Annotated in this window: 20 protein-coding genes and 1 pseudogene; 7 read left to right on the top strand and 14 right to left on the bottom strand. The window is 61.5% G+C overall.

Annotated features, from left to right (window positions below; translation table 11 throughout):
• Window positions 1-84 precede the first annotated feature (84 nt).
• A pseudogene (locus tag PspTeo4_RS24955) lies at window positions 85-267 on the bottom strand (transposase); the annotation flags it as partial.
• A gap of 233 nt (window positions 268-500) precedes the next feature.
• Here PspTeo4_RS24955 and PspTeo4_RS24950 point away from each other — a divergent pair.
• The gene (locus PspTeo4_RS24950) at window positions 501-839 is read left to right on the top strand and encodes a hypothetical protein (protein WP_322366417.1); all 339 of its coding nucleotides are present in this window, start codon (window positions 501-503) and stop codon (window positions 837-839) included.
• Window positions 840-877: 38 nt separating this feature from the next.
• On the opposite strand, the gene PspTeo4_RS24945 is transcribed toward PspTeo4_RS24950, so the two are convergent.
• The 3 genes from PspTeo4_RS24945 to PspTeo4_RS24935 all read right to left on the bottom strand — a co-directional run bounded on the left by PspTeo4_RS24945 (window position 878) and on the right by PspTeo4_RS24935 (window position 4133).
• Window positions 878-1672 (bottom strand): EcsC family protein, encoded by a 795-nt coding sequence (locus PspTeo4_RS24945; protein ID WP_322366416.1) that lies wholly within the window; start codon window positions 1670-1672, stop codon window positions 878-880.
• A 224-nt stretch (window positions 1673-1896) separates the two neighbouring features.
• Window positions 1897-2106, bottom strand: a complete 210-nt coding sequence (locus PspTeo4_RS24940; RefSeq protein WP_322366415.1) for a hypothetical protein — start codon at window positions 2104-2106, stop codon at window positions 1897-1899.
• Between the two features lie 542 nt (window positions 2107-2648).
• Window positions 2649-4133, bottom strand: a complete 1485-nt coding sequence (locus PspTeo4_RS24935) for a hypothetical protein (protein ID WP_322366414.1) — start codon at window positions 4131-4133, stop codon at window positions 2649-2651.
• A 220-nt stretch (window positions 4134-4353) separates the two neighbouring features.
• On the opposite strand from PspTeo4_RS24935, the gene PspTeo4_RS24930 reads away from it, so the two are divergent.
• Window positions 4354-5001 (top strand): HEPN domain-containing protein, encoded by a 648-nt coding sequence (locus PspTeo4_RS24930; RefSeq protein WP_322366413.1) that lies wholly within the window; start codon window positions 4354-4356, stop codon window positions 4999-5001.
• Window positions 5002-5089: 88 nt separating this feature from the next.
• Here the strand turns inward: PspTeo4_RS24930 and gabP are convergent, their stop codons facing one another.
• The 3 genes from gabP to PspTeo4_RS24915 all read right to left on the bottom strand — a co-directional run bounded on the left by gabP (window position 5090) and on the right by PspTeo4_RS24915 (window position 9609).
• Window positions 5090-6481 (bottom strand): GABA permease, encoded by a 1392-nt coding sequence (gene gabP, locus PspTeo4_RS24925; protein WP_322366412.1) that lies wholly within the window; start codon window positions 6479-6481, stop codon window positions 5090-5092.
• Window positions 6482-7176: 695 nt separating this feature from the next.
• On the bottom strand, window positions 7177-8520 hold the full coding sequence (locus PspTeo4_RS24920) for an MFS transporter (protein WP_322366411.1): 1344 nt from the start codon (window positions 8518-8520) through the stop codon (window positions 7177-7179).
• Window positions 8521-8658: 138 nt separating this feature from the next.
• Window positions 8659-9609: a 2-hydroxyacid dehydrogenase gene (locus PspTeo4_RS24915; RefSeq protein ID WP_322366410.1), complete on the bottom strand. Its 951-nt coding sequence runs from the start codon at window positions 9607-9609 to the stop codon at window positions 8659-8661.
• A 100-nt stretch (window positions 9610-9709) separates the two neighbouring features.
• Here PspTeo4_RS24915 and PspTeo4_RS24910 point away from each other — a divergent pair, with 100 nt between their 5' ends.
• Window positions 9710-10597, top strand: a complete 888-nt coding sequence (locus tag PspTeo4_RS24910) for a LysR substrate-binding domain-containing protein (protein ID WP_322366409.1) — start codon at window positions 9710-9712, stop codon at window positions 10595-10597.
• Between the two features lie 129 nt (window positions 10598-10726).
• On the opposite strand, the gene gudD is transcribed toward PspTeo4_RS24910, so the two are convergent.
• Both gudD and PspTeo4_RS24900 read right to left on the bottom strand, forming a co-directional pair.
• Window positions 10727-12094: a glucarate dehydratase gene (gene gudD / locus PspTeo4_RS24905; protein ID WP_416196992.1), complete on the bottom strand. Its 1368-nt coding sequence runs from the start codon at window positions 12092-12094 to the stop codon at window positions 10727-10729.
• A gap of 24 nt (window positions 12095-12118) precedes the next feature.
• Complete coding sequence (locus PspTeo4_RS24900) at window positions 12119-13468, bottom strand: MFS transporter (protein ID WP_322366407.1); 1350 nt, start codon at window positions 13466-13468, stop codon at window positions 12119-12121.
• 294 nt (window positions 13469-13762) lie between these two features.
• Between PspTeo4_RS24900 and PspTeo4_RS24895 the strand changes: the two genes are divergently transcribed.
• Complete coding sequence (locus PspTeo4_RS24895) at window positions 13763-14464, top strand: FadR/GntR family transcriptional regulator (RefSeq protein ID WP_322366406.1); 702 nt, start codon at window positions 13763-13765, stop codon at window positions 14462-14464.
• A 12-nt stretch (window positions 14465-14476) separates the two neighbouring features.
• Here PspTeo4_RS24895 and PspTeo4_RS24890 read toward each other — a convergent pair whose 3' ends face one another.
• From PspTeo4_RS24890 to PspTeo4_RS24875, 4 genes are all read right to left on the bottom strand, one after another.
• Window positions 14477-15487 (bottom strand): NAD(P)-dependent alcohol dehydrogenase, encoded by a 1011-nt coding sequence (locus PspTeo4_RS24890; protein ID WP_322366405.1) that lies wholly within the window; start codon window positions 15485-15487, stop codon window positions 14477-14479.
• A 245-nt stretch (window positions 15488-15732) separates the two neighbouring features.
• A complete protein-coding gene (locus tag PspTeo4_RS24885) occupies window positions 15733-16323 on the bottom strand; it encodes an HAD family hydrolase (RefSeq protein ID WP_322366404.1) in 591 nt (196 codons plus the stop codon).
• Window positions 16320-17189, bottom strand: coding sequence for an acyl-CoA thioesterase II (gene tesB / locus PspTeo4_RS24880; protein WP_322366403.1), 870 nt, complete (start codon window positions 17187-17189; stop codon window positions 16320-16322). The genes PspTeo4_RS24885 and tesB overlap by 4 nt, the downstream gene beginning before the upstream one ends.
• Before the next feature lie 95 nt (window positions 17190-17284).
• Window positions 17285-17854, bottom strand: coding sequence for a GNAT family N-acetyltransferase (locus PspTeo4_RS24875; RefSeq protein ID WP_322366402.1), 570 nt, complete (start codon window positions 17852-17854; stop codon window positions 17285-17287).
• A gap of 180 nt (window positions 17855-18034) precedes the next feature.
• Here PspTeo4_RS24875 and PspTeo4_RS24870 point away from each other — a divergent pair, with 180 nt between their 5' ends.
• From PspTeo4_RS24870 to PspTeo4_RS24860, 3 genes are all read left to right on the top strand, one after another.
• Window positions 18035-18724, top strand: coding sequence for a histidine phosphatase family protein (locus tag PspTeo4_RS24870; protein ID WP_322366401.1), 690 nt, complete (start codon window positions 18035-18037; stop codon window positions 18722-18724).
• Between the two features lie 75 nt (window positions 18725-18799).
• On the top strand, window positions 18800-19714 hold the full coding sequence (locus PspTeo4_RS24865; protein WP_322366400.1) for a histone deacetylase: 915 nt from the start codon (window positions 18800-18802) through the stop codon (window positions 19712-19714).
• A gap of 150 nt (window positions 19715-19864) precedes the next feature.
• On the top strand, window positions 19865-21100 hold the full coding sequence (locus PspTeo4_RS24860) for a TIGR03862 family flavoprotein (RefSeq protein WP_322366399.1): 1236 nt from the start codon (window positions 19865-19867) through the stop codon (window positions 21098-21100).
• A gap of 295 nt (window positions 21101-21395) precedes the next feature.
• Here the strand turns inward: PspTeo4_RS24860 and PspTeo4_RS24855 are convergent, their stop codons facing one another.
• Window positions 21396-22727 (bottom strand): DEAD/DEAH box helicase, encoded by a 1332-nt coding sequence (locus tag PspTeo4_RS24855; protein ID WP_322366398.1) that lies wholly within the window; start codon window positions 22725-22727, stop codon window positions 21396-21398.
• Window positions 22728-22750: the final 23 nt, after the last annotated feature.

Below are 22750 nucleotides of genomic sequence, written 5' to 3'. Positions count from 1 at the left end.
ATAGCCGTACAAAACCCCATCGAGAGCCGCCTGCAAGTTTCTGGGGACTCGGAGAAGAATAGTCCGGTGTCGAGCCGCGAACCTGACTTCGTCGGTCAACGAGCTGATGAAGTCGGCAGACACCTCAGTGCCATACTGCTCAACCAGAAATGCCCGGATCTCCCGCACTTTCATGCCTTGGGCATACATGGCGATGATCTTGTCATCAAAGCCGGCAAACCGACGCTCATGCTTGGGAATCAGAATCGGCGCAAAGCTACCACCCCGAACTACCCCAATCCCTACAACCCGCAGCCCATAAGGGGCTACGCAAACCACCCGCCTTAATATTGATCGTGGTTTCGATGCACGAGCATGAGCTCTGAAAAGGCGCCTAAGCCTAGGACAGAATCTGACCTGAGTGATGTCGTATTGCCACCAAAAAAAAGAAAGCCTACACTAGTTTGGGGATCCCAAAATGTATTGGGGCAAACAGTGCATACAAGCAAGAGGAATGCAAAATGGGATTATTTGATATCGTTGCCGGCATTGGTAAGGCAGCGATCAAGTCCATGGGAGATGCGGTTACAAAGCAACAACTTGAAGCCTGGGACAAAATGCGCAATGCATCTTCCGACCGCCTTAGAGATTTTTACAATCAAAATAATACTAGCGAGCGTAACAATGCTTCGAAACGCGCTCTTGCCTTGGCTGCTATGGGTGGATGGGAGGCTCAAGATTTATTGAAAAGTGATGAACCCGCACTTCGAGCACTGAAGCGGCTTCGTGAAAGTGTTTCACTTGACAGCTCTCATTCCGCAGAAACCCTCCGCGATTCAATTGACCGAGTCTTACGGTAAAATACGTCTAAAGGCCGCCTAGGTTGCGGCCTTTAGACTTAACCGAATTTTGGAAGCCCGTCGTAAACTGACCTCACCAACTCAGCACCATATTTTTTCTCCAACCGCCTGACGGTAAAGTGCCCTCTTGCCATATCCTGAAAGTGATCCATAAATATAGTATTTATAAATGCACCTCCTGCCGCCCCAATGGCCGGAACAGCTTGCGCTGCAACTTTCTCAGTGACTTGAACACTAAACCGCTCTGCAATTGCAGCTATTAGCTTCACTAGAACTGGAGCGCCTTCCTCGGTAAGCTTTTTCGTTACGAGGAACTCAGAAGCACTTGCAACTGACTTAGCAAGGGCTGTTCTCACAGCGTAATATGTACTTTCAGCGCAGTCATCATCAACACTCTCGCCGCCAAGAGCAAACACCGTTAGACAGGCTTGTTTGGTCTCGGCGTCAGATATTGACTCTCCTTCGCTTCTTGCTATATCAGCGATGGAACGCATCATAATTGCAGTCGAGATCGGAAGCTCGACTGCCAAAGCTGGCAATCCAAAAAAGCCTCCGATTCCACCGGTGACAGCCACTCCCAACTTGTGCCAAATGTTGGAGGATTCCTCACCTGGGACATCTTTCATCGTGGAGGTTGCCATATCTGATGCTTTGAGCAGAGCTGTCTTTACAACATCACCAATATTTTTGTTCCAATCCTTAGGTAACAACTCAAATCCCTTTTCAATTGGCGCACCTATAAGATTCGTGACCTTCACTGCAACGCCAGGATTCTCCAGTAAATTTCTTGCATTCTGAAGGGCCTTCAAATCGACATCAGATATTTTATCCATCACGGTAAAACCCTCAAAGCCTGAACGCACCAATGGAGGCCATATGATATCACTGTTTTTTAATTATAAAAAACAGAGACGCTTACCGAATCACCAATAGGTTTGGACTATTATAAACAGCATCCGGCCCTGACAGTGTTCAAGGATCGCCGAAGTACGCTGCTTCGGTTCCTGGCCAGCATATACTTGGACTGCCAGCCCTCCCCGTTCAATCTTTCCGACAATCACTGCCGACTGCGCCCCAAGCTCCGGGCCTCTTCGAGCATCTGGTCAAGCAATGCCAACAGGTCATCGGCATCAATTTCTTCGAAGTCGCTGTCTTCTTGCGCCAGGATCATCGCGGCAAACTCGTCGCTGTATTCCGGCGCGTCTTCATCTGCATCCGGCTGTGCGGGAATGGCATCCGGGTCACCTCGTTCTTGCTCGTCACTCATCGCCAACCTCCAACAAGAAGTGCGTCAGCTAAACGGTCGCAACAGTTTGGCCTTGAGTATCTCCAACTGCGTAGCAGCCCTGACCTCCAGCTTGGTGCTCCGGCACGAAGGGCAAGTCGAGAACCAGTCCCTCCCCTCGCACAGCGCGTCACTGGCCGGTAACGTCGTGGCATGCCAATGGCATTGGGGGCAACTGAAAGTGGACGGGCGAGGCGGTATAGGCATAGGAGCAGGCACCCTTGGCTAGCTGAAAAAACGATGTGGGCGAACAGTCACGCCGACTCGGCCGCGCGCTTTTCGAGCTCTTCTTTCATAGCCATGTATTCACGAACAAACTCGTAGCCCTTCTTGGCAACGACGATAACGCCAACAATTGCGAACAGATTCTTCATGGCAGCACCTCTTCGGAATGACAGGTTTCAGCGTCACAAAGCGGTGCAAGCCACCGCTCACGCTTCTGATGAGCTGATCATCAGGGGCAGATGCGACAGGGTGTGTCGCATCAATGGGCAGCTGTAGCTGCCCATGGCCGTGTACGTGGTTCAGGCGTCAAGCAGGCATGGCTGGTAAAACTGCATGAACAAGCGCGTCGGCAAGTGCTGTTCATCGAGCAGGCCGAAGTGTTTGCCCACGTTGCGCCCGAGGGCCATCAACGTCTTGGCGGCATTTTCGGTCCCGGCGTATCCGGCGCTCAGGATGGCGTCGACGCGTGCCTTTTCGGTCGTTGCACCGGCATACGCATTGCCGGTGATCAGCACATCCACCAGGCACACACCCACACGTTCGTCCCCCATGGTGAACGGCTCCAGTACCTCGGTGCCCATGGCCGCACGCAGCCCGTCCTCGCCACCGGCAACGATCAGCTTGAGCTCGGCCAATGGCCGACCGAACAGGTCGAATTCCTCAATGGAAAACGCAAAGCAGTAGCCCTGTGCAGTCGTACGCGAAAGTGGCTTCTCGTCTCGCGGTTGGGCCACCAGCCAGTCGACGAACGACGCCTTGTTGTCGAGCGCACCCCCCGCCTGACGGAAGGCCAGGTAATCCTTGAGGACCTGGCTGAAGGGGTGCCCCGTGGGCACCCACCCTCTGCCGCCGCGTACCTCGTCGCTACCCTCCTCCGCTGGTACCTCATCCTTCGCCTCGGGCACCTGCGTCAAATCGAAGCAACGAAGGTCATAGCCGAGCATGAACAAACTTGCCTCGAACGCATGACAGCGAGCCGGCAGTGCACCTTGGTCAGCAAACCACTGGGTTCGCTCGAGCACCGCCCGAATGATCCAGCCCAACCGCACCTGCCAGCGCGCCCACTCGGCGTACTCGATCGTCGAGAACTGCGGCGCCGGCAGGCAGCCTGCAAAGGCACCTGGGTTACGGATCTGGTCACCACGGGCACCACCGGATGGGAACTTCAGCAGCGGCTTGCCTTTCCCCGACCATTGCTGGCGGAACTGCGAATACAACATCGCGATCGCAGCACCAACGCGGCTGTCGTAAATGGGCGAGCCAGTCAGGTCGAGCAACGCATGGATCTTGGTCAGGCCAGAATCGAAACGCTCGACGCTGTTTGCATCGAGATCATCCAGGTCGTTGTCACCGTCCAGCGACATCAGCCCAGCCATCTTGCGCAGGTAGCTCGACAACTTTCCCTGCCCCGCCAGCCGGTGCAGGAACGGGATCGCGCCCCTCACCCCACCCCAGCGAAGAATCTGCAAGCAGGCCTGCAGCGCCTGTTGTTCATCATTGGCACTCACCGCACTGGCCAACCACTCACGCAACTGCCCAAGCGAGCGCCGGGTCTCGGCCCAGGTTGCAGAGTCAACGGGCTGCTGGCTGGAGTCGCTCCAGCTGGCCTTCCAGCGATAGTGCCCAATGACCTGCTCGAACCCCAGTACATCGACGTTCAAACCACCGGGCACGAACTTGCTGGACTTGAAACGCAATTTGAAAGTGAGGGCGGGCAACTTGACCACGAGCCAATCAACGAACGCTGCAACTTCAGGTTGTGCCAGGAACTGTTCACGCTTCATGCAGGCTGCCTTGCAGGTAGTGTCTAATGGCCATAACCTAAGCAAAATGACACGCTGCGTCCACATTGTCTGTGCATACAGGTAAACAAATGGAGCAGGTTCCGAAGCGCGGGATAGAGCCATCTGCCTATCTGCGTCAGCTCATCGAAAAACATGTAAATATTTAAGACACAACTCACATTCTTACATATCGCTCACGCGCCCGAGGATCGGCCATCCCATGGACTACACAGCACTCAAGACCCGTCACCGCCAGGAACGTGAAGGTCATCACCCCAACCTCACCTTGCGGGTTCATCGCGCGCTGAGCTGGCTGAACCGCGCCGAACAGGCGGACGATGTCGACGGGCGCTTCATCTTCCTGTGGATCGCCTTCAACTCGGCCTATGCCACCGACATCGACGAGCAATACCGCCTCTCCGAACAATCTACGTTCAAAGCCTTTCTCGACAAACTCTGTTCGCTCGACACGGCCAACCTGATCGAGAACCTGGTGTGGTCCGAGTTCTCCGGCAGCATTCGCGTGCTGCTGGACAACCCGTACGTTTTCCAGAGTTTCTGGGACAACCAGAACGGCAAGATCAGCGAGCAACAGTGGACCGAGCGCTTCGCCAACGGCCGGCGAGTGGCGCATCAGGCACTGGCCAGCCGTGATACGCCAGCCGTACTTGGCGTTGTGTTCAATCGAATTTACACATTGCGCAACCAGTTGATGCATGGCGGCGCGACCTGGAACAGCAGCGTGAACCGTGATCAGCTGCGAGACTGCTCGAACCTGCTCGGCAAGCTGGTACCGGCGATCATCTTGTTGATGCTGGATAACCCGCAAACACTTTGGGGCGATGCCTGCTACCCGGTGGTCGCTTAAGTCTGCATGTTCAGGGCTCGAAAGCGCACTTCAAAAAAAAAGAGCACCCGTCCTGGGTGCTCTTTTTCCTACTCAGCCCAAAGGCCCATCACCCCATCGACCGCACCCCCACCGCCTTGGCATGCCCACGCGACGTCACAATCCCCAGGAAGGAAATCACAATCGCCAGGCTCAGAGTGGCCGTTACCTCGGCCCGATGCTCAGGCGTATACATCATCACCGCCAGCGCCCCGCTGATGAACGCAATCACCGCCCAGGTCAGCCACGGGAACAGCCACATGCGGAACTTCAGCTCGGCGTTTTCCCGCTCCAGGCGACGGCGCATGCGCAGCTGGGAAATGGCGATCACCAAGTACACCAGCAAAGCGATGGCCCCGGAGCTGGCCAGCAGGAACTCGAACACGCCTTTGGGCGCGAAGTAGTTGAGGACGGCAATGGCCGCACCGATCAAGGTGCTGCCGAACACCGCTGCGCGCGGTACGCCAACCTTCGAGGTCTTGTTGAGGAACGCTGGTGCATCCCCACGCTTGGCCAACGAATACATCATCCGCGAGGCGATGTAGATCGACGAGTTCATGCAGCTGGTGACGGCAATCAGCACCACGAAATCGACCATCAATGCCGCGTTGGGAATGTTCATGATTTCCAGTGCACGCTGGTACGAGCCCACTACTGCCAGCTGCGGGTCGTTCCACGGCACCACCGAAATGATCACGAAGATCGACAGGATGTAGAAGGTACTGATGCGCCAGATCACCGAGCGAGTAGCCTTGGCGATGTTGCGCGAAGGGTCGCTGGACTCGGACGCGGCGATGGTCACCGCCTCGGTGCCGATGAAGCTGAACATCACGGTGATGAAGGCACCGACTACCGCCGACCAGCCTTTGGGGGCGAAGCCGCCGTATTCGGCCATCAGGGTGTTCAGGCCGCTGACTTCACGGTTGGGCAACCAGCCCATCAGCGCGGCGAAGCCAAGGCCGATGAAGCCAAGAATCGCCGTGACCTTGAGGATGGCGAACCAGAACTCGAACTCACCGTACTTGGCCACGCTGAACAGGTTGGTACCGGCCAGCAACAGCACCGATGCGAGGGCGAAGATCCAGCTGTCCACCTGCGGGAACCAGGCGTTGAGCACGTGCCCTGCGGCTAGCGCTTCGATGGGAATCACCAGTACCCAGAACCACCAGTACAACCAGCCGATGGTGTAGCCGGCCCAGCGGCCGATGGCCTGGTCGGCGTAGGTGGAGAATGATCCGGTGTCGGGGTGCGCCACGGCCATTTCGCCGAGCATGCGCATGACCAGCACCACCAGGGTCCCGGCCACGAAGTAAGAAACAATGGTGGCTGGCCCGGCCGCCGCGATGGCGTGCCCGGAGCCCACGAAAAGTCCGGCGCCGATGATGCCCGCGATGGACAGCATCGTTACATGACGTGGCTTGAAACCTTGTGCAAGGTTGCCATCAGATCCCACGGTGTTCATTGATGTTGTTCTCTTTTTGCTGACACAAGGAAAGGACGGGCAGACGTAAGCGAAAAAATCTCCTTGGGGAAAATGAGGGGCACGTCACTCGCGCTCTGTTGTTGACCTTTTGCACGCTTCACAGAGCAACGCACCAGCGGAATTTGGGCTTCATTTAAGCCGCGTGAGGCTGTGGGAAATTACACGAGAACGTCCCGTAAGTGCGCGATCACGACACTGGATTTCCAATCGCGTCACAAGTCGTGAATGGCATGTCCAAACACGCCTGCTGGCCAATTGAGGGTTTTGTTTTTCATTTGGATGTGGAAGGGGCGACGCTTCGTGGAAGTTTGGGGAAGAGGACCTGACTTGAGTTTTGAGGTGGTGCACAAATCGAGCGCCGCCCGCGCGGCGCATCGCGAGCAAGGCTCGCTCCTACGTTTGTTTACGGCCAATAACACCTGTGACAAGCGCGCGACCGCCTGCTGTGCAGGACACGCAATCGCGTCGTGCGCCAAGGCGTTCGCGCGCAAATCCCACAGGCATACTTGGCCTGAAACAAACGTAGGAGCGAGCCTTGCTCGCGATGCGCCGCGTGGGCGGCGCTCGATCTCATGATCGCTACACCTCTAGCGCCAAGCACCCAGCAGCCCCAACGCAATACCCAAAATGAAAAAAGCCCCGGTCTCCCGGGGCTCTGTTGCTCAAGCGTCTGCCTACGCCTGTCCGGTACGCTCGAAGCGTCGGGCCAGCAACAGATAAGCGAGGATCCCCAGCACGCCATGGGCGGCCACGAACCAGAGTGCGTTGTTGAATGAGCCGGTGCTGGCCACGACAAAGCCGATCACCAGCGGGGTGACGATGCCGGCAATGTTGCCGATGCCGTTGAACACACCGCCGCACAGGCCAACCATTTTCTGCGGCGCCACATCCGACAGCACCGCCCAGCCCACTGCCGCCAGGCCTTTGCCGAAGAAGGCCAGAGTCATCAGGGCGATCACTGCGGCGTTTCCGTCGACATAGTTGGCCAGCACCAGGCTAGTGGACAGCGCCATGCCGATCACGAACGGGGTCTTGCGCGCCTTGGACGGGTGCACGCCGCGACGGATCAGGCAGTCGGAAATGAAGCCGCCAAGAATGCCACCGGTGAAACCACAGATGGCTGGCAGCGCTGCCACCCAGCCGGCCTCCATGATGGTCATGCCTCGGCCCTTGATCAGGTAGATCGGGAACCAGGTGATGAAGAAGTAGGTGAGCGCGGTAATGCAGTACTGGCCCAGGTACACCGCCCACAGGTTGCGGCTGGTAAACAGTTGCAGCACCTCGGCGCGGGTGGGTTTGCTTTTGGCCGTCTTGCGCTCTTGCTCAAGGTCCACCAGCGCACCGCCTTCACGCATGTAGTCGAGTTCTTCACGGCTGAGCCCCGGCGCACTGTGCGGCTCATGGTAAAGACGGAACCACACCAGGCTCAGCAACAACCCCAGCACGCCCATCCAGATGAACACCTGCTCCCAGCTCAGGGTATGGGTCATCCACGCCATCAGCGGTGCGAACACCACCACAGCCATGTACTGCGCCGAGTTGAACAACGCCGATGCGGTGCCCCGTTCGCGGGTCGGGAACCAACAGCTCACGATGCGCGAGTTGGCCGGAAACGCCGGCGACTCCACCAGGCCCAGCATGAAGCGCATGGAGAACAGCGCCACCGCCGCCGACACGCCTGCCAGCCCCAGCCAGCCAACCGTGCCTTGCAACAGGGTGAACAGCGACCACAGGATCAGGCTGATGCCGTAGACCCGTCGTGCGCCGAAGCGGTCCAGCAGCCAGCCGCCAGGCACCTGGCCCAGGGCGTAGGCCCAGGCGAAAGCGGAGAAGATCATGCCCAGCATCACCGGGTCCAGGCCGAGGTCCTTGAGCACCTCGGTGCCGGTGATCGAAAGGGTTGCGCGGTCAGCGTAGTTGATGACAGTGATGACGAAAATCAGTGCCAGGACCAGGAAGCGGTGGCGGCCGATTCCGGCCACGGCCGGTGAAGCGGCGACGGCGGATTTTGTGTTCATGGTGACCCTCTTGCTTCTCGGTGGAAGCGATTGTTCTTGTGAAAAGAAGGTGTGGCGTTGGTGCTGTCTGCCTCGGCCCTATCGCCGCGGTTCGTCGCCACGACAAGCCGGCTCCCACATGGGCCGCGGCGATTGGCGTCAGGCGCAGTTCGGTGGTGTTTCCCCGCGCAAACAAGCTTCAAGGTTTTGCAGCACCATGCGCCCCATCTCCAGGCGGGTCTGCAACGTGGCGCTGGCGCGGTGCGGCTGCAGGCTGACCTGGTGCAAGTCGCGCAATGCCGGCGGTACGTTCGGTTCGTCGACGAAGACATCCAGCCCGGCACCGGCAATTCGGCCCTCGCGCAGCGCCTCGACCAGGGCGTCTTCATCCACCAACTTGCCGCGCGCCACGTTGATCAGATAACCGTCCGGCCCTAATGCCTCCAGCACCTGGGCAGTGACGATGGCCTTGCCGTCGTCGGCCGAGGCGGCCAGCACCAGCACGTCCACCGAGCGGGCCAGTTCGGTCAGATCAGCCACGAAGCGGTAACCGTACTCCGGCTTTTCGCGCCGGTCGTTGTAGGCGATGCGCATGTCGAAGGCCGCAGCTCGGCGGGCGATGGCCTGCCCCACCTGGCCCAGGCCGACGATGCCCAGCTCGATGCCCGTGACCTTGCGCGCCAGCGGCAGGTTCACCGTGCCCCACAGGCCATCGCGCACCAGGCGCTCGCCCTCGCCCAGGCGGCGCAGGGTGGAAATGATCAGGCCGATGGCCATGTCAGCCACATCGTCGGTGAGCACGCCCGGCGTGGTGGTCACATGGACACCGCGGGCGGCGGCGTGGCGCAGGTCCACGGCATCGGTGCCGATACCGCTGATGGCGATGATCTGCAGCGCCGGGAGCTGGTCCATCAACGCATTGGACAGGCCCTTGGCACCACCGGTGACTACGCCGCGAATGCGTGGCCCCACCTCGTTCAGCAACTGTTGCGGGTTGTCATGTTGATACAGGCGGTGCACGCGATAGTCCTGCACCAGCTGCGCATCGATGGCATCCGGCACCGGTTGAGTCAGCAGCAGGTCGACGGGTGCAGTGTTGTCGTTGTTCATCGTTAGCATCCGGCAGTTCGAAGGTTGTGATCCGATGCTAGGCCTGCAAACGATACAGGTCTAATATAGATGCTGGATCGAATAATCCAGGAATTGAATCGTGGAACTGCACCAACTGCGCTGTTTCGTCGCCGTTGCCGAAGAGCTGCACTTCGGCCGCGCTGCCACCCGCCTGCACATGACCCAACCGCCGTTGAGCCGGCAGATCCAGCTGCTGGAGCACTCGCTGGGTGTGCTGCTGCTTGAACGCAACAACCGCCAGGCGCGCCTGACCCTGGCCGGGCAAAGCTTTCTCGAAGATGCCCGCCGCGTGTTGCAGATTGCCGAATCGGCCAGCCACTCGGCCCGGCGCATCGCCCATGGCGAAGCCGGGCGCCTGACCCTGGGCTTCACGGCCGTGGGTTCGTACAGCATGATTCCACGCTTGCTGGTGCATGCCGGCAAGACCCTGCCAGACATCGAGCTGGTGCTTAGCGAGCGTGTTTCCAGCACCCAGGTGCACGACCTGGAAGCCGGCCTGATCGACGTTGGCCTGGTGCGTCAGGTACTGCCCAGCGTGCGCGTCGACTACCTGCCGATCCATCGCGAACCCTTTGTCGCCGCCCTGCCCGCCGGGCATCCGCTGAGCATGCGCGAGCGGCTCAAGCCAGCAGACTTTCATGACCAGCCGTTCGTGATGTACAGCGCCAACGAAGGGCGTTACTTCCATGACCGCATCGCCAACCTGTTCGCCCGGCACGAGGTGCAGCCGCGTTACCTGCATCAGTTGGGGCAGACGCATTCGATTCTGGGCCTGGTCAATGTCGGCCTGGGGTGCGCGGTGGTGCCGGCTTCGGCGCAGGCGTTGCGCCTGGAGCAGGTGGTGTTCAAGCCGCTGATGGCCATGGACCAGCAGGCGGAGATATTCCTGGCGTTTTGCCGGGACAATCCCAACCCGGTGCTGGGGGCATTCGTGGAGATGGCGAGGGGGTTTTTCGAGGCGGGGTGAGCTTGGCTTTCTGTGGTGCGGCATTCGCGGGTAAACCCGCTCCCACAGGTTCCATGCTGCCCTTGAATGCAGCGCTGTACCTGTGGGAGCGGGTTCACCCGCGAAAGGGCCACCGCAAGCTGATCTAACTCACCGCACCATGCAAGGCCGCTTGTTGTCGAACGTCCATCCCGGAATCAGGAACTGCATCGCCACGCTGTCATCCCGTGCCCCAAGCCCCATGTTGCGGTAGCACTCATGGGCCTTGGCCAGTTGGTCTTCATCCAGCTCGACACCCAGCCCGGGACGCTCTGGCACGCGCACATGGCCGTCGACGATGCGCAGCGGCTCGCGGGTCAGGCGCTGGCCGTCCTGCCAGATCCAGTGGGTGTCGATCGCGGTGATCTCACCCGGTGCCGCCGCCGCGACCTGGGTGAACATGGCCAGGGAAATGTCGAAGTGGTTGTTGGAGTGCGAGCCCCAGGTCAGGCCCCAGTCATTGCACATCTGCGCCACCCGCACCGAACCCTGCAAGGTCCAGAAGTGTGGGTCGGCCAGCGGAATGTCCACCGACTGCAACTGAATGGCGTGGCCCATCTGCCGCCAGTCGGTGGCAATCATGTTGGTGGCGGTCGGCAGCCCGGTCGCACGGCGGAACTCAGCCATCACTTCACGGCCCGAGTAGCCGTTCTCGGCACCGCAGGGGTCTTCGGCGTAGGCCAGCACGTGGTGCTTGTCGCGGCACAGGGCGATGGCCTCCTTGAGTGACCAGGCACCGTTGGGGTCCAGGGTGATGCGTGCCTCGGGGAAGCGCTCGGCCAGGGCGGTGACCGCTTCCATCTCTTCTTCGCCGCGCAGTACGCCGCCCTTGAGCTTGAAGTCGCCAAAGCCGTAGCGCTCTTTCGCAGCCTCGGCCAGGCGCACCACGGCCTCCGGGGTCAGGGCTTTTTCATGACGCAGGCGGAACCAGTCGTTGTCGGCGTCGGCCTCATTGCGGTAGGCCAGGTTGGTCTGCTGACGGTCACCGATATAGAACAGATAGCCCAGCATCTTCACCGCATCACGCTGCTGGCCTTCGCCGAGCAGCGCCGCCATCGGCACGCCCAGGTGCTGGCCCAGCAAGTCGAGCAGGGCCGACTCGATGGCAGTTACCGCATGCACGGTGATGCGCAGGTCGAAGGTCTGCAGGCCGCGCCCGGCGGCGTCGCGGTTGGCGAAGGTCTGGCGCATGGCGTTGAGCACACGCTGGTAGTGGCCGATGGGTTGGCCGACCACCAGGCTGCGGGCGTCTTCCAGGGTCTGGCGAATGCTCTCGCCGCCGGGCACTTCGCCCAGGCCGGTGTTGCCAGCGCTGTCACGCAGCACCACGACGTTACGGGTGAAGTACGGGCCATGCGCGCCGCTGAGGTTGAGCAGCATGCTGTCGTGGCCAGCCACCGGGATCACGCGCAAGTCGGTAACCACTGGGGTGCCGGTATGCACCGGGGCGCCGCTGAAGGATTCTGGAGTGCTCTGCATATTCATGTGGGGTTTCCTGCAGGTTCAGTGGGTCTGGCTCAATGCCGACTGAGGCTTGAGGCTGTTCGAAGAGGTGTTGGGGCGGGTGCGGACGAAGAACACCAGAATCGCTGCCAGCACCGAGGTCACCGCCAGGCCGTAAAGGCCGCCCTGGATCGAACCGGTCTGCTGCTCCAGCAGGCCGAAAGTGGTGGGGGCGACGAAGCCGCCGAGGTTGCCGACAGAGTTGATCAGGGCGATCACGGCCGCGGCGATCCGCGCATCCAGGTAACCCTGAGGGATTGGCCAGAACAACGACGAGGCCGATTTGAAACCGATGGCGGCGAAGCACACCGCGACGAAGGCGAATACCGGCCCACCCGTGGTGGACATGAACATCCCGATTGCCGCCACCACCAGCGCTGCAGCCACCCAGGCCTGCTGGAACTTCCAGCGCACCGAGCCGGCGGCGAAGGCATACATGGCCACGATCGCGATAAACCACGGAATGGAGTTGAAGAAGCCCACCTGAATGTCGGACAGGTCACCCATGCGCTTGATGATGCTCGGCAGCCAGAAGGTCGCCGCGTAAATGGTCAACTGGATACAGAAGTAGATCACGCAGAACAGCACGATCTGACGGTCCTTGAGCAGGCGCCAGGCCGACACTTTCACCGCCCCACCCGCCTCGCGCTCACGCTGCTCGCGGTCGATGGTTTCGATCAAGGCGTTCTGCTCGGCCTTGCTTAGCCACTTGGCATCCTCAGGTTTGGAGTCGAGCCAGAAGAACACGAAGAAGCACAGCACCACCGAAGCCATGCCTTCGATGAACAGCATCCACTGCCAACCGTGCAGGCCCATGCCCTGGATCTGCATCAGCGCACCAGCCAGCGGGCCGGAAATCAACGAAGCCACCGCAGAACCGCTGAGGAAGATGGCGATTGCCTTGCCGCGTTCGGCGGCCGGCAGCCAGCGGGTGAAGTAGTAGATGACGCCTGGGAAGAAGCCGGCTTCAGCGACACCCAGCAGGAAGCGCAGCACATAGAACTGGGTTTCGTTCTGCACGAAGGCCATGGCCGTGGCGACCAACCCCCAGGTGAACATGATGCGGGTCAGCCACAAGCGTGCACCGACACGCTGCAACAGCATGTTCGACGGCACCTCGAACAAGGCGTAACCGATGAAGAACAGCCCGGCGCCAAAACCGAAGGCCGCAGCACTGATGCCAAGGTCGCTTTCCAGGTGCGGGCGAACAAAGCCGATATTGACGCGGTCGAGGTAGTTGACGATGAACATGATGACGAACAGCGGCAGCACATGGCGTTTGACTTTGGCCACGGCACTGGCCAACGCGTCGCCACCGCTCCGTGCGGACGGATCGAGGGTGTCGTTCACTGTGGAATCTCCCACTAATTGTTTTTGTGCGGGTCGCGTGGCTGTCGTGGGCGGGAGGCAGTCCGCCGAAGTTGTATGACAGGCCAGTGGGAAAGAGCATATTCGCAGCGGGGTTGTACGACAAGACATGAAAAGTCGCCTAAAAGGCAAAATACAAGCATCAAAAAGCTTAAATAACGCGATCTCCTGTAAAACAGACCATACAGCGCTGTCTCTGCAATACAAAAAATCTGCAAAAAAAATTTCTATGATTTAACTTGTCGTACAAGATCAACTGACGTCAGGGATTGCACCATGGAAACCCTTGAACCCCGCCCCCGTGGCCACAGCCGCGCCCACGACCTGGTCTCGAGCCTGACCCAGCAGATTTTGCTGGGCACTTTCCAGCCCGGCGACAAGCTGCCGTCAGAGAACACACTGGTACGTGAGCACGGCGTAAGCCGCACCGTGGTCCGCGAAGCCTTGTCGAAACTCCAGGCCTCGGGGCTGGTGGAACCACGCCACGGTATCGGCACCTTCGTCATCGAGCGCCAGCCACAGGCGGGCTTGCGGGTGGCAGCGGAGAACGCCGCCAGCGTACGCGACCTGCTGGAACTGAGAATCGGCCTGGAGGGCCAGGCCGCCGCCCTCGCCGCCCTGCGCCGCAGCGACGAGCAGTTGAAGCGCATGCGCCAAGCGTTGGACGATTATCAGGACCTGGCGGCAGCCGGCGACAGTTGCATCGAGCCTGATCGGCGTTTCCACCTGCTGATTGCCGAAGCCACCGGCAACCTGTACTTCACCGAAATGATGACGCAGCTGGGCAATGGCATGATCCCGCGCAACCGCATGGCCTTGAACGAGCGCTCGGGCGCCAAGCTGGCCCGCCATGCCTACCTGGCGAACCTGGAACACGAGGCCATCCTCAATGCCATTCGGCGCAAGGACCCGGATGCGGCGCGGGCGGCGATCTGCCTTCACCTGTCCAACAGCCGGGACCGATTGTTGCCAGACTGACCGCCCGAGGTGTTACCAGGTCAGGCAGATCTTGCCGAAATGGCGGTTGCTCTCCTGGTAGCGGAACGCCTCGACGATCTGCTCCAGTTCGAAGTGCTTGTCCACCACTGGCCGCAGGCCATTGGCATCGATGGCTCGGACCATCGCCTGTTGCTGGGCCCGGCTACCCACCAGCACACCCTGCAGGCGGATCTGCCTTACCAGCGCCTGGACCAGCGGCAACTGCCCGGCCACGCCGGTGAGAATACCGATCAGCGAGATATGCCCACCGATCCGTGCGGCGATCATCGACTGCTCCAGGGTGGCCGGGCCGCCCACTTCGATGACGTGATCGACACCCCGGTTGTCGGTGAGCTTGCGCACCTGCTCGCCCCACGCCGGGGTGCTGCGGTAGTTGATCAGGTGGTCGGCGCCCAGCGTCTTGAGGCGTTCGAGCTTGGCGTCGCTGGACGAAGTGGCGATGACCGTCGCACCAGCCAGCTTGGCGAACTGCAGGGCGAAGATCGACACCCCACCGGTGCCTTGAACCAGCACCGTGTCACCGGGCTTGAGGTGGTCGTCGCTCATCAGCGCACGCCAGGCAGTAAGGCCGGCGGTGGTCAGCGTGGCGGCCTCAGCGTGACTATAGCCTTTCGGGGCCAAGGTAAAGGCGGTGGCACGGGCGGTCACCTGCTCGCGGGCGTAACCGTCGATGCCGTCACCGGGCACGCTGGCGAAACCTTCAACTTGGGCTTGGCCGTCGATCCAGTCCGGGAAGAAGGTGCTGACCACGGCATCGCCGACCTTGAATTCGCTGACACCTGCACCTATCGCAACCACTTCACCCGCGCCATCGGCCATGGGGATGCGCCGCTCACTGGGCCCCCACATGCCGCTGACCACGGCGAAATCATGGTAATTGAGGGAGCTGGCGTGCAGGCGCACGGTGATCTCGCCGGCTTGTGGCGCCGGGGCCTCGCAGGTGCCGACCTGGACCTTGTCGTAGCCGCCGCCGGGTTGGACGAAGATGGCCTTGCTGCTCATGGGTGGGTTTCCTTGGGTGGGGAAGCAGACAAGGAGCTTAGCCAGCTATGGCGGCGGTGTCTGTAATGGCCTCATCGCCGGCAAGCCGGCTCCCACATGGACCGCACCAACCTTGAGACCACCGCAGTACCTGTAGGAGCCGGCTTGCCGGCGATGAGGCCGGTACAGGCGGCACATGACAGTTGCTTGCACAGGTATGTGGTTTACTCAGATCTGCGCGGTCAATCTGCTCAGCGACAGGGCCATCAGCCCAACAGGCCTCGCAGCGCGTGGCAGTCGGCCGCATGCCAATCGGCAAGTTCAGGCCAAGGGTTGTCCGGCAGGTTCACCAGCACCGTCCGCGCCCCCGCAGCGCGCCCACAGTCCAGGTCGAATCGGTAGTCCCCCACCATCACCAGTTCGCTGGGCGCCACGCCCCAGGCATCAGCGATCTTCAGCAAGCCATCCGGACTGGGCTTGGGCGCCGCTTCGTCGCGCCCGAGGATGTGCTCCACCGGGAAGCAATCAGCCAGGCCAATCGCTTCCAGCGTGACGTGGGCCAGCTCCCGGGCATTGCGGGTCAGAATGCCCAAACGGCAGCCACGCTCGGCCAGCTCGCGTACCAATTCCACCGCCCCTGTGGCCGCAGTGGAGGCAATGGCCAGGTCACGCTCGTGCTCCAGAAGCCAGGCATGCTTGGCAGCTGCCTCCGCCGCCGGCAGCGCGGCCAGATGAGTGAGGATGTCGTGCTCGGCGGGAATGTCCAGCGCCTCGCGAATGGCGGCGAAATCGTGCACCGCGACGGTGAGGGTGCCGTCCATGTCGAACACCCAGTTGCGAATCTCGGCGAGGCTCATGCCCAGTCCTTGCGATGACGGATCAGGCCTTCCTGGGTGGACGAGGCCACCAGTTGACCGGCGCGGTTGTAGATGCTGCCACGGCAGAATCCACGGGAGTTGCCGGCCCACGGGCTGTCGGTGGCGTACAGCAGCCACTCATCGGCGCGCAGGTTGCGGTGGAACCACAGCGCGTGATCGAGGCTGGCGATCTGCATGTCTTTCTGCCACACCGACTTGCCATGGGGCAGCAGCGCGGTGGTCAGCAGGCCGAAGTCCGACGCGTAGGCCAGCAGATACTTGTGCAGCGCAGGAATGTCAGGGAGGTTGCCGTCGGCGCGGAACCAGGCGTATTTCACCGGGTCGCCCGCCTTGGGGTTGAACGGGTCGCGCTCGGTCACCGGACGAATTTCGATGGGCTTGGCGCACAGCACTTTCTCGCGAATGCGCTCGGGCAAGTGATCGGCCATGGTGCGGGCCAGCTCGACCTCGCTGGGCAGGTTCTCGGGGCCCACCACATCAGGCATCTGCGCCTGGTGCTCGAAGCCTTCCTCGTCGTACTGGAACGAAGCGCTGCAGGTGAAGATGGTCTGGCCCTTCTGGATCGCCGTCACCCGGCGGGTGCTGAAGCTGCCGCCATCACGCACGCGGTCGACCGAGTAGACCACCGGCAAGCTGGCATCGCCCGGGCGCAGAAAGTAGCCATGCAGCGAATGCACATGACGCGCATCTTCAACCGTCTGGCTGGCCGCCGACAGCGACTGGCCCAGCACCTGCCCACCGTACAGCTGGCGGAAACCCAGGTCCTGACTGCGTCCACGGAACAGGTTTTCCTCGATCGACTCGAGGCTCAACAGGTCGACCAGGTCGTCCAACACATGGCTCATCGGGGGTTCTCCTAGCAAGGCATCACAGCTCTACGGCGCTCTCATCTGGGTAAATGATACAGGGTTTGTCATTGCTGCCGCGCATGGCCAACCATTCAGCCGCGCAGGGTCTGCTCCCAATGCGCTCGGTCGATGCGATACAGCACATGAGGGCGCAAGGGATGGCCCACGGGCAAGCGGGGGTGCTCGAAGTTGCCGGACAGGTCCTGAACCATGCCGATGGCCTGCATGACCTTCTGCGACGGCAGGTTGCTCTCGGTAGTGAACGACACCACCTCGCCCAGGCGCAATTGGGCGAAAGCACAACGCAGGCAGGTCCAGGCCGCCTCGCTGGCAAAACCCAGCCCCCAGTGACGTCGTGCCAGGCGCCAGCTTATCTCGACGGCCGGGGCGAATGGGGCGTCGAAATTGACATTGAGCAGGCCGGTCATGCCGATGAAGGCACCACTGTCCTTGCGCTCCAGCGCCCACAGGCCAAAGCCGTATTCGTTGAAGTGACCACGGATCCGTCCGATCAGGGCTGCCGCTTCCAGGCGTGTCATGGGGGCGGGGAAGTAACGCATCACGTGTGGGTCCGCGCACATGCTGGCGAACTCACGCAAGTCGTCGTCGTGCCATTGGCGCAGCACCAGACGTGCGCTTTCCAGATGCAGGATAGGGGTCATCGGGGGAGGCTCCGGTTTCACGGTCTTGCAGTGTAAAGCGTAGGCGCGGCCAAGGGTTTTCACCTGCAGCCCGCCTTGAATGCAATTTTCACAACACCTTCACTGCCTCCCTACAGCGCGCTTTCCAGAATGCCGGCATCCAACGCCGCGCCCGACGCGGCCATGCCATCGGAGTGACGCATGCAGTCGAGCAATACCCTGGAAGCCCCTACCCTCCACACCCGACGCAAACGACGTCGGTACCCACGCAAGACCCTCGGCGTCGTCTTCGGCCTGTGCCTGGTATTGGCGGCGTTGAGCACCTGGCTGGCAACGAGGACGCACATCGTGGACCTTGGCAACGAACAACAGTTGAGTGACAGCGGCCTGCTGCAGGACTGGGCCGAAGGTGCGGTGATCGTCATGATCCGCCACGCCGAACGCTGTGACAGCGCGCCCGGCCCGTGCCTGGACGACCCGACCGGTATCACCGTGGCCGGCAGCGAAGCCGCCACTCGGGTTGGCCAAGGCTTGCAGCACCTGGGGCTGGCCAACGCCGACATGCTCAGCAGCCCCAAGCTGCGCACCCGTCAGACGGCCCATTTCATTCTCGGCCAGGCCGTGCCCAGCGAGGACTGGCTGGAAAGCTGCGAGCGCCCATTCGCCAAAGAAGCCCTGGCTCGCAAACGCCCAGGCCACAACCTGGTGCTGGTCACCCACAATGGCTGTATCGACCACTTCGAACGCGCGCAGAAGGTGCCAGGGGGCGAGCGCGAAAGCGGTTACGCCAGCGCCCTGTTCGTTTCAGTGGACAGCACCGGCAAGGCGCGGATTCTGGGGCGCATGAACGAACCTGACTGGCAGCGCGTGCTGGCCTCTGCCGGCCAGTAATTCAACCACCCCGACATTGGCAACGACACGGCAACTGCTGGCAAGATGGCTGCTGGCCCTGAATGCGAACCTGCCATGCCGTTGCCGCTGATCTACCACGAAGACTACAGCCCGGAGTTTCCCCCCGAGCACCGCTTTCCGATGGACAAGTTCCGCCTGCTGCACGATCACCTGGTCGACAGCGGGTTGACCACCGACCAGGCCCTGTTGCGCCCGGAAATCTGCCCGAACGACATCCTCGCCCTGGCCCACGACCGGAGCTACATCGAGCGTTACATGAGCGGCGACCTTTCCCGCGAGGACCAGCGCCGTCTCGGCCTGCCCTGGAGCGAAGCCTTGGCCCGCCGCACCGTTCGCGCCGTGGGCGGGTCGTTGCTCACCGCCGAAATGGCGCTGCGCCATGGGGTTGCCTGCCACTTGGCTGGCGGCACCCACCATGCCCACTACGACCACCCGGCCGGGTTCTGCATTTTCAACGACCTGGCCGTGATCAGCCGCTACCTGCTGGAAGCCGGGCGTGTGCACCGGGTGCTGATCTTCGACTGTGACGTGCATCAGGGCGACGGCACCGCGCGCATTCTCCATGACACCCCCGATGCCATCACCGTGTCGCTGCACTGCGAGCAGAACTTCCCGGCACGCAAGGCGCAAAGCGACTGGGACATCCCCTTGCCTCGCGGCATGGGCGACGCTGCCTACCTGAAGGTGGTGGACGACGCCCTCAACTACCTGCTGCCGCTGTACCAGCCCGACCTCGTGCTGTACGACGCCGGTGTTGACGTGCACAAGGACGATGCCCTGGGTTACCTGCAACTGACCGATGAGGGCCTGGCCGCACGCGACGAGCTTGTCCTGCGTCATTGCCTGGGCCGCGATATTCCGGTGGTGGGAGTGATCGGTGGTGGCTACAGCAAGGACCGCCTGGCCTTGGCCAAGCGCCATGGCATCCTTCACCACAGTGCAGCGAAAGTCATCGGTTGTTCACAATGACTGTGGAGCCGCTTGTGGATAACCTGCGGGAAAGCGGCTACAGCCCTTTAAACACCTGGCCTCCAAGATACTGATCATTTTTTTGCTCAGTATCTCCACTGGCCTCGCTGCGGTAGAATGCGCGCTCTTTTCCACAGCCTGCCGCCCACCATGCCCGATCTGCACCCTGCCTCCCCTCCCCTCGTCGCCGTCATTGGCGCCGGCCCCGCCGGTTTGATGGCCGCCGAAGCACTGTCCCAGGCTGGCCTCGCCGTGGAGGTGTTCGACGCCATGCCCTCGGTGGGCCGCAAATTCCTGCTGGCGGGCGTGGGCGGGATGAACATCACCCATTCCGAACCCTACCCAGCATTCGTTTCGCGCTATGCCGAGCGCCAAGGCGAGATCGACGCCCTGCTGCGCGGCTTCGACGCGGACGCCTTGCGCCTGTGGATACATGGCCTGGGCATCGAAACCTTCGTCGGAACGTCGGGCCGCGTCTTCCCTCGCGACATGAAGGCCGCGCCGCTGCTGCGCGCCTGGCTCAAGCGCCTGCGCGACAGCGGCGTAGTTATCCACACCCGCCATCGCTGGTTGGGCTGGAACGATGACGGCAGCTTGCGAATCGCTTATCCACAGGGCGAACTCAGCGTGCGCGCCAGTGCTGTAATACTGGCCCTGGGAGGCGGCAGCTGGGCACGCCTGGGCTCGGACGGCAGCTGGCAACCGATGCTGGCTGAGCGGGGTGTGGATATCTCGCCGTTGCAGCCGAGCAACTGTGGCTTTGAAGTCAAAGGCTGGAGCGTATTGCTCAAGGACAAGTTCGCCGGTGCACCGCTGAAGAACATTGCCCTGAGCGTCCCCGGCAGTGCGCCGCGCAAGGGCGAATTCATTCTGACCGCCCAGGGTGTGGAAGGCAGCCTGGTGTACGCCTGGTCGGCACCGGTACGTGAGGCGATCAACCGTGATGGCCGAGCCACGTTGCTACTTGACCTGCTACCAGACCGGCCTGTGGATAAAATTGCCCTGGCCCTGGCCAAGCCGCGCGGCTCGCGTTCCATGGCCAAGCACCTGCACAGCCAGTTGGGCCTCGACGGAGTGAAGGCGGCGCTGTTGCGTGAACTGACCGACCAGGCCACCTTCGCCAACCCTGACGCGTTGGCACAGGCGATAAAGGCATTGCCGATTGAGGTGGTGCGCACACGGCCGCTGGATGAAGCCATCAGTAGTGCGGGCGGCGTGCGTTTTGAGGCGATGAACGAAGGACTAATGCTCAAGCAACTGCCGGGCGTGTTCTGTGCCGGGGAGATGCTGGATTGGGAAGCGCCGACCGGGGGCTACCTGCTGACGGCGTGCTTTGCCAGTGGCTTGCGGGCGGGGCGGGCTGCGGTGGAGTGGTTGTCCCGTTAGATTGCAGCCCAATCGTCGGCGAGCCTACGCCTGCAGGTTATCTCAGGATCCGCGCGGTCTTTGTGGGGGCAACTGTCTTGCGCTGCCTGTACAGGCCTCATCGCTGCGGTTCGTCGCCACGATAAGCCAGCTCCCACAGGTACGGCAGTGATCTCAAGATCTGCGCGGTCCATGTGGGAGCCGGCTTGCCGGCGATGCAGGCGACACGGTGCTTGGCACCGGCTACGCCGGTGATCGCCGGCAAGCCGGATCCTACAAAGTCCGTGCAGAGACTGAAATATCCGCCCCGACCACCTCAAGGCTTACGCTTGCGCGGCCCACCATTGAAGCTCGGCACCTTGCGCACCGCTTTGACTGCAGGCTTTGCCTCACCCGCAGCCTCGCTGTCCATCCACTTGCCCAACCCACGTTTGGCGCTGTTCTCTTTCGGCTTCTTGGGCTTCTTCGGCTTCTTGATCACCTGGCCACTGGCATCGGTCATCGGCACCCGGTGGTCAGGAATGAAATCCGGCTCTTCATGACGCGGCAGCGTCTGACGGATCAGTGTCTCGATGCTGGCCAGCAATTGCACTTCATCAGCACACACCAGCGAAATCGCCTCACCTTTGTTGCCCGCACGGCCGGTGCGACCAATGCGGTGCACATAGTCTTCGGCAACAATCGGCAGGTCCAGGTTGACCACCAGCGGCAGGTCATCGATGTCCAGGCCACGTGCTGCAACGTCCGTGGCAACCAGCACCTGAATCTCGCGGGCCTTGAAACTGTCCAGCGCACGCTGGCGAGTAGCCTGAGGGCGGTCACCATGAATACCGTCGGCATTCACGCCCTCGCCCATCAGACGCTCAACCAACTGGTCGACACCGTTACGGGTCTTGGCAAACACCAATACCTGTTTCCAGCGCTGCTTGCGCAGCAGGTGGCAGAACAGGTCCGCCTTACGCTTCTTGTCCACCGGCACCAGCCACTGCTTGACCGTTGTGGCCGTGGCGTTGCGCGGGCTGACCTCGATGCTCAGCGGGTCGTTCAGGGCCAGGCCGGCCAGCATGCGGATCTGGTCGGAGAACGTGGCGGAAAACAGCAGGGTCTGGCGCTTGCGCGGCAAGGCGGCATACACCGCCTGCAGTTCCTCGGCGAAGCCCAGGTCGAGCATGCGGTCGGCTTCGTCGAGCACCAGGGTCTGAACCTGGCCGAACTTCACCGCATTCTGGCGGAACAGGTCGAGCAGTCGTCCTGGGGTGGCCACCAACAGGTCGACACCACGGCGCAGGCGCATCATCTGCGGGTTGATGCTGACACCGCCGTACACCGCATAGGTGCTCAGCGGCAGGTTCTCGGCATATTCACGGATATTGGCGTGCACCTGCTCGGCCAGTTCACGGGTCGGCACCAGCACCAGCGCACGGATCGAGTTGCTCGCGACCTTTTCCCCCTCAAGGGCCAGGCGCTGCAGCACCGGCAGGGCGAAACCTGCGGTCTTGCCTGTGCCGGTCTGGGCCGCGGCCATCAGGTCGCGGCTGGCCAGCACGGCGGGAATGGCCTGGGCCTGGACCGGGGTCGGGGTGGTGTAGTCCAGGTGCTGCAGGGTGCGCAGCAAGGGTTCGATCAGGCCGAGTTTGGCGAAATTCATGGCAATACCGTCAGGGGGTTCAG

The organism is Pseudomonas sp. Teo4 (assembly GCF_034387475.1).
Lineage (GTDB): Bacteria > Pseudomonadota > Gammaproteobacteria > Pseudomonadales > Pseudomonadaceae > Aquipseudomonas.
This window is presented reverse-complemented; position numbering and strand designations above follow the sequence as displayed.